The 13,632-nt window shown below is 74.3% G+C and carries 13 protein-coding genes; 10 read left to right on the forward strand and 3 right to left on the reverse strand.

The genetic code is table 11. The annotated features are described in order from the left end of the window. Positions 1–50 precede the first annotated feature (50 nt). The gene (locus tag O2W14_RS07760) at positions 51–716 is read left to right on the forward strand and encodes an NADPH-dependent F420 reductase (RefSeq protein ID WP_269175492.1); all 666 of its coding nucleotides are present in this window, start codon (positions 51–53) and stop codon (positions 714–716) included. Positions 717–737: 21 nt separating this feature from the next. Here O2W14_RS07760 and O2W14_RS07765 read toward each other — a convergent pair whose 3' ends face one another. Then, positions 738–1,598, reverse strand: coding sequence for a siderophore-interacting protein (locus tag O2W14_RS07765; protein WP_269175493.1), 861 nt, complete (start codon positions 1,596–1,598; stop codon positions 738–740). 355 nt (positions 1,599–1,953) lie between these two features. Between O2W14_RS07765 and O2W14_RS07770 the strand changes: the two genes are divergently transcribed. From O2W14_RS07770 to O2W14_RS07780, 3 genes are read left to right on the forward strand one after another with little or no spacing between them, the layout of a single operon-like run. Then, positions 1,954–2,754, forward strand: coding sequence for a hypothetical protein (locus O2W14_RS07770; protein ID WP_269175494.1), 801 nt, complete (start codon positions 1,954–1,956; stop codon positions 2,752–2,754). Further along, positions 2,751–3,320, forward strand: coding sequence for a phage holin family protein (locus O2W14_RS07775; protein WP_269175495.1), 570 nt, complete (start codon positions 2,751–2,753; stop codon positions 3,318–3,320). Before O2W14_RS07770 ends, O2W14_RS07775 begins: the two co-directional genes overlap by 4 nt. Before the next feature lie 17 nt (positions 3,321–3,337). Beyond that, positions 3,338–3,970, forward strand: coding sequence for a DUF3618 domain-containing protein (locus O2W14_RS07780; RefSeq protein WP_269175496.1), 633 nt, complete (start codon positions 3,338–3,340; stop codon positions 3,968–3,970). A 100-nt stretch (positions 3,971–4,070) separates the two neighbouring features. Here the strand turns inward: O2W14_RS07780 and O2W14_RS07785 are convergent, their stop codons facing one another. Both O2W14_RS07785 and pdxA read right to left on the reverse strand, forming a co-directional pair. Continuing rightward, a complete protein-coding gene (locus O2W14_RS07785) occupies positions 4,071–4,916 on the reverse strand; it encodes a DeoR/GlpR family DNA-binding transcription regulator (protein WP_269175497.1) in 846 nt (281 codons plus the stop codon). Positions 4,917–4,954: 38 nt separating this feature from the next. Beyond that, positions 4,955–7,249: a 4-hydroxythreonine-4-phosphate dehydrogenase PdxA gene (gene pdxA / locus O2W14_RS07790; RefSeq protein WP_269175498.1), complete on the reverse strand. Its 2,295-nt coding sequence runs from the start codon at positions 7,247–7,249 to the stop codon at positions 4,955–4,957. A gap of 202 nt (positions 7,250–7,451) precedes the next feature. On the opposite strand from pdxA, the gene O2W14_RS07795 reads away from it, so the two are divergent. Genes O2W14_RS07795 through O2W14_RS07820 form a run of 6 tightly spaced genes read left to right on the forward strand, consistent with a single transcriptional unit; the run spans position 7,452 to position 13,609 of the window. Further along, positions 7,452–9,035: an ABC transporter substrate-binding protein gene (locus O2W14_RS07795; RefSeq protein WP_269175499.1), complete on the forward strand. Its 1,584-nt coding sequence runs from the start codon at positions 7,452–7,454 to the stop codon at positions 9,033–9,035. A gap of 2 nt (positions 9,036–9,037) precedes the next feature. Continuing rightward, on the forward strand, positions 9,038–10,030 hold the full coding sequence (locus O2W14_RS07800) for an ABC transporter permease (protein ID WP_269175500.1): 993 nt from the start codon (positions 9,038–9,040) through the stop codon (positions 10,028–10,030). Continuing rightward, the gene (locus O2W14_RS07805) at positions 10,027–10,950 is read left to right on the forward strand and encodes an ABC transporter permease (protein WP_269175501.1); all 924 of its coding nucleotides are present in this window, start codon (positions 10,027–10,029) and stop codon (positions 10,948–10,950) included. The genes O2W14_RS07800 and O2W14_RS07805 overlap by 4 nt, the downstream gene beginning before the upstream one ends. 3 nt (positions 10,951–10,953) lie before the next feature. After that, positions 10,954–11,829, forward strand: a complete 876-nt coding sequence (locus O2W14_RS07810; RefSeq protein ID WP_269175502.1) for an ABC transporter ATP-binding protein — start codon at positions 10,954–10,956, stop codon at positions 11,827–11,829. Beyond that, positions 11,826–12,632 (forward strand): ATP-binding cassette domain-containing protein, encoded by an 807-nt coding sequence (locus tag O2W14_RS07815; protein ID WP_269175503.1) that lies wholly within the window; start codon positions 11,826–11,828, stop codon positions 12,630–12,632. Before O2W14_RS07810 ends, O2W14_RS07815 begins: the two co-directional genes overlap by 4 nt. Continuing rightward, the gene (locus O2W14_RS07820) at positions 12,629–13,609 is read left to right on the forward strand and encodes an aldo/keto reductase (RefSeq protein ID WP_269175504.1); all 981 of its coding nucleotides are present in this window, start codon (positions 12,629–12,631) and stop codon (positions 13,607–13,609) included. The genes O2W14_RS07815 and O2W14_RS07820 overlap by 4 nt, the downstream gene beginning before the upstream one ends. Positions 13,610–13,632 lie beyond the last annotated feature (23 nt).

The following is a 13,632-nucleotide window of genomic DNA, read 5'->3' on the forward strand; positions in this document are numbered from 1 at the left end:
ACCGGACACGCGGGGGAAGCAGCCGGAGCTCCGCCGGGTTGTCGCCGGACATGACGACTCTCGGCATCATCGGCGCAGGCCACATCGGCACCGCCCTCGCCCAGGCAGCCCTCGACGCCGGTCACGACGTCGTGATCAGCAACTCCCGCGGCCCGGAGACGCTCACCGACCTCGTCGCCGCCCTCGAGCAGCGCCCCCGACGGCGGGGTCAGGTTCGCGCCGACACCTCCGCCGGCGCAGCCGCCGCCGCCGACCTCGCGGTGGTCACCGTCCCGCTCGCAGCGGTGCCGCACGTCCCGGTCGAGCCGCTGGCCGGCAAGGTCGTGATCGACACGAACAACTACTACCCGCAGCGCGACGGGCAGATCGCCGAGCTCGACGACGAGACGACGACGACCGCCGAGCTGCTGCAGGCCCACCTGCCCACCTCGCGGGTGGTCAAGGCCTTCAACCACATCGGCGCCGCCGACATCCCCACGGCCGGCACCCCGGCCGGCACCCCGAACCGCCGCGCCCTCGCCGTGGCCGGGGACGACGAGGCGGCCAAGGCCACCGTGGTCGCCTTCATCGACGCGATCGGCTTCGACACCGTCGACCTCGGCCCGCTCGCCGAGGGCTGGCGCATCCAGCGGGACACCCCCGGCTACGGCGTGCCGCTCGACGCCGCCGGCCTGCGGGTCGCCACCGACTCGGCGAAGCGCTACCGCGACATGTGAGCCGCCGGCGCCCGCGGCCGGTCAGCCGGCCGCGAGCGCCTGCTCGGCCGCCTCGACCTCGGCGTTCCACTCCGGCTTCTCGGCCTGCCAGCGGTCCTCGGTGCGGCCCTGGCGCCAGTAGCCCGAGATCGAGGTGAACGCCGGGTCCAGCCCCCGCTCGGCCCGCAGGTGCAGCCGCAGCTCGCGCACCAGCCCGGCCTCGCCGTGCACGAACACGTGCCCGGTGCCCTCGGGCAGCGTCGCGGCGCGGACGGCGGCGACCAGTGACTGCCCCACCGGGGCCGGACCGCGGTGCACCCACACGACCTCCACGTCCGCGGGCAGGTCGAGGTCGGCCTGCTCCTCCGCCCGGTCGGCGACCTCGACCACCACCAGCGCCGGGGCGCCGGCCGGCAGCCGGGTCAGCGCCGCACCGATGGCCGGCAGCGCGCTCTCGTCGCCGGCGAGCAGGTGCCAGTCGGCGTCCGGGCTGGGCGCGTACGCACCGCCCGGGCCGAAGAACTGGATCCGGTCGCCGGGCTGCGCGGCCGCCGCCCACGGCCCGGCCAGCCCGGTGTCGCCGTGGTGCACGAAGTCGATCGTCAGCTCACCGGCCGCGGCGTCCCACGCGCGGACCGTGTACGTGCGGGTGACCGGCCACTGCTCCGGCGGCAGCTCGGCGCGCAGCTGCTCGACGTCGAACGGGACGCCGTAGGTCGCGCCGGGCGGCGGGAAGAGCAGCTTGACGTAGTGGTCGGTGAACTCCCCCGCCGGGAAGCCGGCCAGCCCCTCACCGCCCAGGACGACACGGATCATGTGCGGCGTCACGCGGGAGGTGCACAGCACCTCACCGACCCGGGCCACCCGGGCCCGGCGCGGACCGCTCCTGGTCGGACTGCTCACTGCGGACCTCCTGACCGAGGAAGGCAAGGCTTGCCTTCGCCCGTAGGCTACCCGCCGACCGTGCGCTCCCCGGAACACGAACGTCATCGCGAAAGATCGAACTCGCGGTTTACGCCGTAGCGAGGGCCGGGTACCAGGACCTCCAACGGAACGGCGTCCCACCGAGGCCACGGTGGAACCCCCCAGTGTCGGCACCGCGGAACCTCGCGGTGTCAGCGCCGTCCCGCTCCAGCAGCTGCACCCGGTCCCTGTGGTCCGGCGATGGGGCATGCCCTGGAGCGGTCGGTGGACCACCGGGCACGGATGCCCAGTTCTGCTCAGTCCACGTACCGCCCATGCACGACGAGGAGGAACGATGACGCACTCCATCGACACCCCGACGCCCTCAGCCCAGAGCGGCGCGACCCCCGTGTCCACCGGCAGCCCGTCCACCAAGGACGTCGCCAAGGACCAGGCCGGCACCGTCGCCTCGACCGCCGCCTCCGCCGGCAGCCAGGTCGCCTCGACCGCTGCCGACCAGGCCAAGCAGGTCACCCAGGAGACCAAGCGCCAGGCGCAGGACCTGATCGCCCAGGGCCGCACCCAGGTCACCAGCCAGCTGCAGGACCAGGCCCGCAACGGCCAGCTGAAGGCCAGCGAGGGCCTGGAGCAGATCGCCCAGCAGCTGCGCACCATGGTGTCCGGCAGCGGCGAGACGCCCACCGGCCCCGCCGCCGACCTGGTCACCCAGGCCGGTGACAAGGTCGAGGAGCTCGCCTCCTGGCTGCAGTCCCGCGAGCCCGGCGACCTGCTGGTCGAGGCACGCAACTTCGCCCGCCGTCGTCCCGGCGCCTTCATCCTCGGTGCTGCCGTGGCCGGCATCCTCGCCGGTCGCCTGACCACCGGCGTCGTGGCCGCCCACAAGGACGCCAGCCCGAGCACCGGCACCACGCCGCTGCCGGCCACCCCGTCCTACGGCACCACGAACTACGCCGCGGAGACCACGGCCACCGGCTACGCCGACGCCGGCTACGCGGGCACCACCTCCGGTTACGCCACGACCGGCACCACGGGCTCGGTCCCGCCGCCGCCGTACGGCACGACCGGCACCACCGGCACTTCCGGCATCGGCGGCTTCGACGACCCGGCCCGCACCTCGGGCCCGGGCCAGCTGTGAGCCACCCCTACGGCGGCCAGCCCGCCACCGGCTACGGCGACGGCGGGGCCACCAGCTACGTGCCCGGCGCAGAGTCGAACCAGGCGCAGTACCTGGACGACGAGCAGCCGATGACCGCCGACGGGCACCCCGACGTCGAGCACACCTCGGTCGGGAACCTGATCGGCGGGGTGACGCAGGACTTCTCCGAGCTCATGCGGCTGGAGCTGGCGCTGGCCAAGGCAGAGCTGCGGGCCGAGGCGAACAAGGCCACGGCCGAGGTCAAGGCGCAGACCGGCAAGGCCGGCAAGGGCGTGGGCATGCTCGTCGGTGCCGCGGTCGCCGGCCTCATGGTCCTGGTCTTCCTCAGCTGCGCGATCTGGTGGGCCCTGGAGAACGTCATGGACGCGGGCCTGGCGGCCCTCATCGTGACCGTCCTCTGGGTGGTCATCGCCGCCGTCCTGGCGTCGATGGGCCGCAAGGCCCTCAAGACGATCGACTTCTCGGGACTGAAGCACCTCAACCCCAAGCCCGAACAGACCGTGGAGACCCTCCAGCAGGTCCCCGGCGCCCTCAAGCCCAACTGACCGGACAGGAGACCGACATGACCAGCAGTGACCCGGACGTCATCCGTCGCCAGATCGAGGAGACCCGCGCCAACCTCAGCTACGAGGTCGACGCGCTCAACGAGAAGGTCAACCCCTCCCGGGTGGTCGACCGTCGCGTGGGCAAGGTCAAGACCAGCGCCTCCGGCCTGAAGGACCGCGTCTTCGGCGCGGCCCACGAGACCGGCAACCACGCCGGTGGGGCGGCGCACAACGCCGCCGGCTCCGTGCAGGGCGCTGCCTCCGACGCCATGGGCGCCGTGCAGCAGGCCCCCGGCCAGCTCAAGACCCAGGCCCAGGGCAACCCCCTGGCCGCCGGTCTGATCGCCTTCGGCGTCGGCTGGCTCGTCTCCTCCCTCCTGCCCACCAGCGAGAAGGAGAAGCAGCTCGCCCAGCAGGCCGAGACCGCGGTCAAGGAGCACTCCCAGCCGCTGGTCGACCAGGCCAAGAACGTGGCGCAGGAGATCGGCGAGAACCTGAAGCCCGCCGCCCAGGACGCCGTCCAGTCGGTCAAGGCGACCGCGCAGGACGGTGTCCAGACGGTCAAGGCCGAGGGCCAGTCCGCCGCGCAGGACGTCCAGGGCACCGCCCAGGACGCCAAGCAGACCGTGCAGGGTCACGCCTCCGCCTGATCCTCACCCGCAGTTCCCGTCGGGCCCCGGTGCACCAGCACCGGGGCCCGACGTGCGTCCGGGCACGACCACCGGGCTCGACCGCCACCGCCCGGCGTGCTCAGCCGGTCGAGCCCGCCACGTGCCCGTCGGCGTCGACGACGACGACCTCCACCCCGGCGGCGTGGAAGGGCGCGACCGCCCCGGGTTCCGCGCCGTCGTCGGTGACCAGCGTCCACCCGTCGGGCAGCTGGGCCCAGGCGTGGAACGGCCGCCGCCCCAGCTTGGTGGCGTGCGCGAGCACGTAGACCCGCTGCGCCTGCCGGGCCATCAGCTCCTTGAGCCGCGTCTGCTCCAGCTCGGCCTCGCAGATGCCCCGGTCGGCGGTCACGCTGTCGGCCCCGAGGAAGACCCGGTCGAACGTCATCCGCTCCAGCGCCGCCTCGGCCAGCGGACCGACGAACCCCTGCGACAGGTGCCGCAGCGTGCCCCCGAGGCACTCGACGTGCACGTCCTCCGCGTCGGCCAGCGCCTGCAGACTGGTCAGCCCGGTGGTCGCGACGGTCAGCGGTGCGGTCCAGCGGAGCTCGTGCGCGAGCGCCCCGACCGTGGAGCCGGCGTCCAGGAGCACCGTCTCCCCGGCCACCACCTGCCGGGCAGCCCATCGGGCGATCCCCCGCTTGGCCTCGAACGCCTCGCCGATCCGCTGGCGGAGCGAGGGCTCGGCGTGGGTCAGCAGCGCCATCGCCCCGCCGTAGGTGCGGGCCAGCCGCCCCTCCGCGGTCAGCTGGGCGAGGTCCCGCCGGATGGTGGAGGCGGTCACCTCGAACACCGCCGCCAGCTCCTCCACCGAGGCCAGCCCCGTGGAGGTCGCCAGCCGGACGATCTCCTCCCGGCGGTACCGGGAGCCCGACTGCCGGCTGGACTCGCCCACGGTCTCGGACGGCGGGCGCTGGTCTGGCTGCACGGGGTCTCCCCTGCTGGAGGTGCGGTCGCAGCCGGCGGTCAGGCCGCCGGTCGCGGGGACATCTGCGCAGCTTGCCGCAGTGCCTCGATCATGCTGCCGATCTCGACCTTCCCGGTGCCGGCGATGTCGAAGGCCGTGCCGTGGTCGACCGAGGTGCGGATGACGGGCAGCCCGACCGTGATGTTCACCCCGGCCTCGATGCCGAGCACCTTGACCGGACCGTGACCCTGGTCGTGGTACATCGCCACCACCAGGTCGTAGTCACCCCGGCCGGCGACGAAGAAGGCGGTGTCGGCCGGCAGCGGGCCGCGCACGTCGATGCCGTCGGCCTGCAGCCGCTCGATCGCCGGGACGATCTTCTCCTCCTCCTCGCCGTAGCCGAACAGCCCGTTCTCCCCGGCGTGCGGGTTGATGCCGCAGACGCTGATCCGGGGGTTGGGGATGCCGGCCCGCACGAGGGCGTCGTGCCCGCGGCGGACGGTGCGCTCGACCAGGCCCGGCTCGATCCGGTTGATCGCGTCGATGAGCCCCAGGTGCGTGGTCACGTGGATGACCCGGATGCGCGGTGAGCTCAGCATCATCGACACCTCGTCGATGCCGCAGAAGTGCGCCAGCAGCTCGGTGTGCCCGGGGTAGACGTGCCCGGCGGCGTGCAGCGCCTCCTTGTTCAGCGGCGCGGTGCAGATGCCCTGCACCTCCCCCGCCATGGCCAGCTCGGCGGCGACCCGGATGTACTCGTAGGCGGCGTGCCCGGCCACCGGCGACAGCCGGCCCCAGGGCAGGTCGGCCGGCAGCAGGCCCAGGTCGATCACGTTGATCCGGCCGGGGGTGAACACGGCGTCGGCGACGCGCTCGACGACGGCGATCTCGGCGTCCAGGCCCAGGATCTCCGCGGCCGCGCGCAGGCGGGCGGCGTCACCGATCACCACGGGACGGCAGCGCGCGGCGGAGGCCGGGTCGACCAGCGCACCGACGACCACCTCCGGACCGACGCCGGCGCCGTCGCCCATCGTGACGGCGATGAACGGCGTGGGGCCGCTGTCGGCCACGGGCTCGGTCGGGGAGGTGAGGGTGCTCATGGAGGGGCCTTCCGTCGTGCCGCCGGAGGCGACGGGGTGCTGATCGGTGGAGGGGACGGCGACCTCGCCGGTGAGGGCGGCGAGGATCGCGAGCAGGGAGCCCGGGCCGCCGAAGCTGCCGGGGCGGGTGACGACGGAGCGTCCGTCGGGGGCGGTGCTGACCACCGCGCCGTGGTGGACCGTCGCCCGGGGGGCGAGCGAGCGCACGCCGAGCGCGTCCAGCACACGACGGGCCGTCTCGCCCCCGGTGAGCGCGAGGTCGACCGGGGCCCCGGGCACGTCGGCGAGCGCGGTGGCGACCAGCCGGGCCAGACCGGCGGACAGGTGGCGGGCCGCGCCGGGCACGACCCCGCCGGCCGGGTCGGCACGCAGCACGACCGGGCCACGGGTGACGGCGTCGGCGACGAGGCGGACCACCGCCGGGTCCGGGACGGCGGCCAGCAGGTCCGCCACGGGCACCGCCAGGTCGGGCACCCCGGCGGCACGCAGCCCGGCGACCTGGGTCAGCGCCCCGGTCTCGGCGGTGCCGACGACGACCAGCGGCCCCGGCCTCCCCGTGCGCGCGGCGGTGGTCGTGCCGCCCAGCGGAGCATGGCCCAGCCGACGGCCGACCGCGGCGGCCAGCCCGGAGGAACCGGCCAGCGCGACCCCGGGCAGTGCGGCGACGGCCGCGGCCACCGCGTCCAGGTCGGCGTCGGACTCCCCGTCGCAGACCGGTACCCGGCCCGCGGTCAGCACCGCCTGGAGCCGGGCCGGCAACCCGGGTCCGCGCACGTGCCGGAGCGGGACGACCTCCACCGGCAGGGGGGCCAGTGCTTCGGCCAGCGACGACGGGGCGCTGCGGCCCTCGGTCGCCCAGGCCGCGGTGCCGGCGAGCGGACCGCCGGCCACGACCGGGACGCCGCCGCGGACGACCCGGTCCAGGGCGGGCAGCGCGGTCGCGACCACCACCGGGCCGACGGCACCGACGGATGCGGCCACCGGCCCGCGCAGCAGCGAGTCCAGCTTCAGCAGCACGGCGGCAGCGGGCGCGCCGGCCAGGGCCCGTGCGACGGCGGCGGTGGTGGTGACGGCATCGGCGTGCCGGGTGTCCAGGTCCACGACGACCACCTCGGCGGGCGCACCGGCGGCGGGCACCGCGCCGGCCAGCTCGAGGCGGGCGGAGCCGGTGCGCGGACCGAGCATCGCCGCGGTCTCGGCGGCCCCGGAGAGGTCGTCGGCCAGCACGAGCAGGGCTGCCGCCGGTGCGGTCACGTCGGCCCCTCTCCCCGTCGGACGGTGGTCGGCGACGGCTGCACCGAAGGGTCCTCGGGACCCGGTGGAGCACGTCGAACAGTGTGCAGCCTGCCACGTCATGCGCGGAACGCGCTAGCCCCTTGCGCGAAACGCGCACGGCTGTACCGTGACGTGGGCAACATGCCGGCAGCCCGCCGGCCGACGAGGTGAGAGGTCGACGATGACCGCAGCGGGACCCGGCCGAGAGCTCTCGCGCCGCTCCTTCTTCCGGCTGGGTGGCGCCGTGGGCGCCGCACTGGCGTTCGGCCCGGCGCTGTCCGCGTGCGCCGGCCCGACCGGCGCCGCCGGCCCGGGGACCATGACCCTGGCGCTCAACCGCTCGCTGGTGAGCCTGGACAACAAGCTCAACCAGTTCGACGCCGCCGTCACCGTGCAGCGGGCCGTCCGGCAGGGGCTGACCCGCATCGGGGCCGACCTGACCCCGGAGCTGGTGCTGGCCGAGAGCTTCGAGCTCACCGACGACACCCAGTGGACGGTCAAGCTCCGCGAGGGGGTGCGCTACTCCGACGGCACCCCGGTCACCCCGGACGACGTCGCGACCGCGCTGCAGATGTACCGCGACGTCAGCGGCTCGTTCCTGGCCGCGTTCTTCCGCGAGTGGCCCACGGTGGAGGTGCTCGACGACCGCACCTTCACCATGAACACCGAGCGGCCCGAGCCGGTGCTCGACTACCTGATGGCCAACATCCTGGTCACCCCGGCGGCCGCCAACGCCCCCGAGGAGCTGCAGAGCGGCGTGGGCTCCGGCCCCTACGTGGTGGCCAGCTCCAACCGCGGCACCGGCGACTACACGCTGACCCGCAACCCGGCCTACTGGGGGCCCGCGGCCAACGTCGAGACCGTCCAGGTGCGCTTCCTGCCCGAGGAGTCCAGCCGGGTGGTGGCGCTGCGCTCGGGCGAGGTCGACGTCATCGACACCATCTCCCCCGACTCCGCCGACCAGCTGGCCGGGCTGCCGCAGGTCACCGTCGAGCAGGCCGGCGGGACCCGGATCAGCCAGCTGTTCTACAACTTCCGCAAGCCCGCCGACCACCCGCTCTCCGACGTCCGGGTGCGTGAGGCGCTGTCCTACGCGATCGACGGCCGGGCCCTGGTCGAGGACGTGCTGGTCGGCTCGGTGAGCCAGGCGACCGGCGTCGTCCCGGCCGACCTCGCCGGCGCGACGGCCACCCACACCTACTCCTACGACCCGCGGAAGGCCCGGCAGATGCTGGAGGCCGCCGGGGTCCGCAGCGGGGACCTCGAGCTCACCCTGATCTGGGAGACCGGCGAGTTCGCCAACGACGTGTCGGTGATGGAGTCGACGGTGCAGATGCTCGCCGACGCCGGGGTGCGCAGCCGGCTGGTGCAGTTCCAGCCCGGCGGTGACATCTCGCTGTGGCGGCAGGGCAAGGCCGGTGACTGGGACGTGCTCGGCAACGGCTACGCCTCCCCCACCGGCCTGGCGCTGACGATGCTCAAGGGCATGTACGGCGGGACCGCCGAGAAGGAGGCGACCCGCGACACCTACCACGGCTACGTCGTCCCCGACGTCCAGGAGCTGATCGACGCCGCCGGCACCGAGGTCGACCCGGCCCGCCGTCAGCAGCTGCTCGACCAGGCCCAGGACGCGGTCTGGGACACCTGGCCGTGCATGTGGGCCTTCGTGCCGAAGTCGGTCCTGGCCCGCCGCGCGCGGGTCACCGACCTGGCGCTGCAGTCGACGAACTCCTACCCCCTCGCCTCCACGAAGCTGGCGGTCTGACCATGGCGACCTACGTCCTCAAGCGGCTCGGCCAGAGCGTGCTCACGCTCTTCCTGACCCTGACCACCGTGTTCGTGCTGCTGCGACTCGCCCCCGGCGACCCGGCCGCCGCCTACGCCGGGCCCAACCCCACCACCGAGGACCTCGAGCGCATCCGGGCGCAGTTCGGCCTGGACGACTCCCTGCTGGGCCAGTACGGGACCTTCCTGGCCAACCTGGTGCGGGGTGACCTGGGGACGTCGTTCTCCTTCCAGGCGCCGGCGCTGGACGTCGTGCTGGACCGGCTGCCCTACACGCTGACGCTGGCGGTCTCGGCCATCCTGGTGACCGCGGTCGTCGCCGTCCCGCTCGGGGTGTGGATGGCCCGGCACGTGCACACCGGCCGCGAGTTCGGCGCCAACCTGTTCACCATCGCCGGGCAGTCGATGCCGGACTTCTGGAGCGGCATCATGCTGCTCACCCTCTTCGCCGTCGTCCTCCCGGTCTTCCCGGCCTCGGGCTTCGCCACCTGGGGCGGGCTGGTGCTCCCCACGGTCACCATCGCCGTCCTGCAGATCGCGCTGATCAGCCGGATGGTCGCCCGCGAGATGAGCACGAACATGACCTCGCCGTTCCTGACCGTCGCCCGGTCCCGCGGGGTGTCCGAGCGCGGCCTGACCTGGCGGTACGGGATGACCAACTCCGCCATCCCGGTGCTCACCGCGCTGGGCACCCGGTTCGCCGCGATGCTCAACGGCGTCGTCGTGGTCGAGGTCGTCTTCGCCTGGCCCGGCGTCGGCTCGCTCGTCGTCCGCGCCCTGGAGACCCGCGACTACCCGCTCATCCAGGCGACCGTGCTGGTCACCGCGGTGCTCACCGTGGCCGTCCAGCTGCTCATCGACCTGGCCTACCCGCTGCTGGACCCGCGGGTGCGGCTCACGAAGACCTCGGGCAGGTCGGCGTCGCCGGCCACGGCCCCCAGCGCCCAGACAGCCCAGGAAGCGGTGCCGGCATGACGACCACCCTCACCCCGGGACCGGCGGCCACGCCGGCCACCCAGGAGCGGCCCAGCGCCGTCACCCCGGCCGACCTGCGGCGGGCCGGAGCCCGGCGGCAGGCCCGCTGGGCGCGGGCGAAGACCTGGACCGGCGCGGTCTGCACGCTGGTCGTCGTCGTGCCCGTCGTCCTGGCCGCCCTGCTGCCGCTGCCCGACCCCGACCAGCAGGACCTGGGTGCCCGCCGGCTGGCGCCGTTCACCGACGGCCACCTCTTCGGCACCGACCAGCTGGGCCGCGACCTGCTCTCCCGGGTGCTGCACGGCGGTCAGACCTCGCTGATGATCGGCGTGCTGGCGATCATCGTGGCCGGCCTCATCGGCATCGTGCTCGGCTCGCTCGCCGGCTTCTTCGGCGGCTGGGTGGACGCGGTGATCAGCCGGCTGCTCGAGGCGCAGATGTCGCTGCCGCTGCTGCTCATGCTGCTGCTGGTGGTCGCCCTCTTCGGGCCCTCGATCCCGGTCATCACGCTGGTGATCGCCATCGCGCAGTGGCCCGAGGTGGGCCGGCTGACCCGCTCGCTGGTGCTGCGGGAACGGGAGAAGCCCTACGTGGCGGCCGCGACTGTGCTGGGGCTGAGCCGGGTCGCGGTGCTGGCCCGGCACGTCGTGCCGAACGTGCTGCGCCAGGCGACGCTGGTCGTGCTGCTGCTGCTGGCCCAGGCGGTGCTGCTGGAGAGCGCGCTGTCCTACCTGGGCGCCGGTCCCGAGCGCCCGTTCGCGACCTGGGGCCGGATCATCTCCGACGGCCAGGACTACATCACGACGTCCTGGTGGCTGGTCACCCTGCCCGGCCTGTTCATCGTGCTGCTCGTCGTCGGTGTCAACCTCCTCGGCGACGGTCTCCGCGACCGCACCCGCCGGGCCGACAAGGAGGCCTGAGACGTGGTCTTCCCCATCCCGCACGACACCGTCCCCATCCTCGAGGTCACCGACCTCCAGGTGGAGCTCATCACCGCCACCGGCGTCGTCCGGGCCGTGGACGGCGTCTCGTTCGTCATCCGGCGCGGCGAGACGGTGACCCTGATCGGCGAGTCCGGCTCGGGCAAGTCCACGACCGCGATGGGCGTGCTGCAGCTGCTGCCCGACGACCTCGCGGTGCTGTCGGGCTCGGTGAAGGTCGGCGGCGTCGACCTGCTCACCGACCGGGGCGCCGCCGGGCGCATCCGCGGCCGGATGGTCAGCCTCATCCCGCAGGACCCGATGACCTCGCTGTCGCCGGTGCACACCGTCGGCGCGCAGCTCAAGGGCGCCATCCGGCTGGCCGGGCACTCCAAGGCCGCGGCCGGGAAGCGGGCGGTCGAGCTCCTGGAGGCGGTGCGCATCCCGCGGCCGGCCGAGCAGCTGGGGAAGTACCCGCACCAGCTGTCCGGCGGCATGCTGCAGCGCGTCCTGATCGCCATCGCGCTGGCCGGCCACCCGGTGCTGCTGGTGGCTGACGAGCCGACCTCGGCCCTGGACGTGACCGTGCAGGCCGGGATCCTGGACCTGCTGATGGAGCTGCAGGAGCGCACCGGCGTCGGCATCCTCATGATCACCCACGACCTCGGCGTCGCCCGGCTGGTGTCCGACCGGATCCACGTCATGCGCGCCGGCCGGTTCGTCGAGTCCGGCGAGGCCGAGCAGGTGGTCGAGGCACCCCGGGAGGACTACACCCGCCGGCTGCTGGCCGCCGTCCCGCAGCTGGGCCCGATGGACCCGGTCCCCTCCCCCGCCGGCGCGCACGCCGCCGTCCTCGAGACCCCCGGAGGCACCCGATGAGCCAGCCGCTGCTGAGCGTGGAGGACCTGGTCGTCGACTACGGCGCCTTCCGGGCCGTGGACGGGGTGAGCTTCTCCGTCGAGCGCGGGACGACGCTGGCCGTGGTCGGCGAGTCCGGCTGCGGCAAGTCGACGGTGGCCCGCTCCCTGGTGCGGCTGCTCACCCCCACGTCCGGGCGGATCGTGCTCGACGGCACCGACATCGCCCAGCTGCCCGAACGCCGGCTCCGGCCGTTGCGCCGCAAGGTGCAGATGGTCTTCCAGGACCCCTACGGCTCGCTGGACCCGCACCTGACCGCCGAGCAGATCGTCGCCGAGCCGCTGCGGGAGCTGTCCCGCGCCGACCGGGCGAAGGAGGCCGCCCGGCTGCTGGACGCCGTCGGGCTGCCCACGAGCGCACTGCGCCGGCGGCCGGCGGAGTTCTCCGGCGGCCAGCGTCAGCGCATCGGCATCGCCCGGGCGCTGGCCACCAGCCCCGAGCTGCTGGTCTGCGACGAGGCGACCAGCGCCCTGGACGTGAGCGTGCAGGCCCAGGTGCTGGACCTGCTCACCGAGCTGCAGGCCGAGCGCGGGCTGACCTACCTGTTCATCTCGCACAACCTCGGGGTGGTGCGCCAGATCAGCCAGCGGATCGTGGTGATGCGGGCCGGGCGGATCGTGGAGTCCGGCGCCACCGCCGACGTGCTCCGGGCACCCACCGAGGAGTACACCCGGGCGCTGCGTCAGGCGGCGCTGGACCCGACCGCCATGCGCGGTCGCAAGCCGCGCGACGTCGTCCGGCAGCTGCAGGCGGCGGGCGCGTGACCGCCCCGCTGCAGCTGCCCGGCGCACCGGTGCCGCTGTCCCGCCTGGTCCTGGGCACGATGACCTTCGGCGACACGGTCGACGCCGCGGGCTCCGCCGCGATGCTCGACGCCGCGCTGGACGCCGGGGTCACCGGGCTGGACACCGCCAACGCCTACGCCGGCGGGGCCACCGAGGAGATCCTGGCGCCGCTGCTGGCCACCCGGCGCGACCGCGTCGTGCTCGCCACCAAGGCCGGCATGCCGCACCCCGACGCCGGGGACGCCGCGCCGCTGTCGGCCACCGGCCTGCGCGCCTCGCTGGAGGGCTCGCTGCGCCGGCTGCAGGTGGACCGGGTCGACCTGTTCTACCTGCACCAGCCCGACCGCCGGACGCCGCTGACCGAGACGCTGACCGCGGTCGAGGAGGCGGTGGACCGCGGCGAGGTCGGCGCGCTGGGCGTCTCGAACTTCGCCGCCTGGCAGATCGCCGAGGTCAACGCCGCCGCCGACGCCGTCGGCTGCCCCCGCCCGGTCGTGGCCCAGCAGCTGTACAACCTGCTGGCCCGCCGGGTCGAGGAGGAGTACCTGGAGTTCGCCCGCAGCTCCGGGCTGCTGACCATGGTCTACAACCCGCTGGGCGGTGGCCTGCTCACCGGCCGGCACTCCTTCGCCGACGGCGCGACCAGCGGCCGGTTCGGCGACTCGCGGCTGGCCGCGATGTACAAGCAGCGCTACTGGACGCCGGAGCTGTTCGAGGCCGTCGACCGGCTGGCGGCGATCGCCGCGGGCGCCGGGCTGCCGCTGGCCGAGCTGTCGCTGCGCTGGCTGCTGGGCTCACCCGACGTCGGCGCGCTGCTGCTCGGCGGGTCCAAGGTCGCCCAGCTCGAGCAGAACGTCGCCGCCGCGGCCGCCGGCCCGCTGCCGGCCGACGTGGTCGCCGCCTGCGACGAGGTCGGCGCCACCCTCCGCGGGCCCATGCCCGCCTACAACCGCTGAACACCCCGACGTCTGGAGACCCG

Origin of the sequence: Modestobacter sp. VKM Ac-2986, from assembly GCF_026967795.1 — a bacterium.
Classification (GTDB): Bacteria; Actinomycetota; Actinomycetes; order Mycobacteriales; family Geodermatophilaceae; genus Modestobacter.

Excerpts from the sequence above, each read along its gene's own strand:
- O2W14_RS07760 (WP_269175492.1), top strand. The coding sequence starts at position 51 with ATGACGACTCTCGGCATCATCGGCGCAGGCCACATCGGCACCGCCCTC.
- O2W14_RS07770 (WP_269175494.1), top strand. The coding sequence starts at position 1,954 with ATGACGCACTCCATCGACACCCCGACGCCCTCAGCCCAGAGCGGCGCG.
- O2W14_RS07780 (WP_269175496.1), top strand. The coding sequence starts at position 3,338 with ATGACCAGCAGTGACCCGGACGTCATCCGTCGCCAGATCGAGGAGACC.
- O2W14_RS07795 (WP_269175499.1), top strand. The coding sequence starts at position 7,452 with ATGACCGCAGCGGGACCCGGCCGAGAGCTCTCGCGCCGCTCCTTCTTC.
- O2W14_RS07800 (WP_269175500.1), top strand. The coding sequence starts at position 9,038 with ATGGCGACCTACGTCCTCAAGCGGCTCGGCCAGAGCGTGCTCACGCTC.
- O2W14_RS07805 (WP_269175501.1), top strand. The coding sequence starts at position 10,027 with ATGACGACCACCCTCACCCCGGGACCGGCGGCCACGCCGGCCACCCAG.
- O2W14_RS07815 (WP_269175503.1), top strand. The coding sequence starts at position 11,826 with ATGAGCCAGCCGCTGCTGAGCGTGGAGGACCTGGTCGTCGACTACGGC.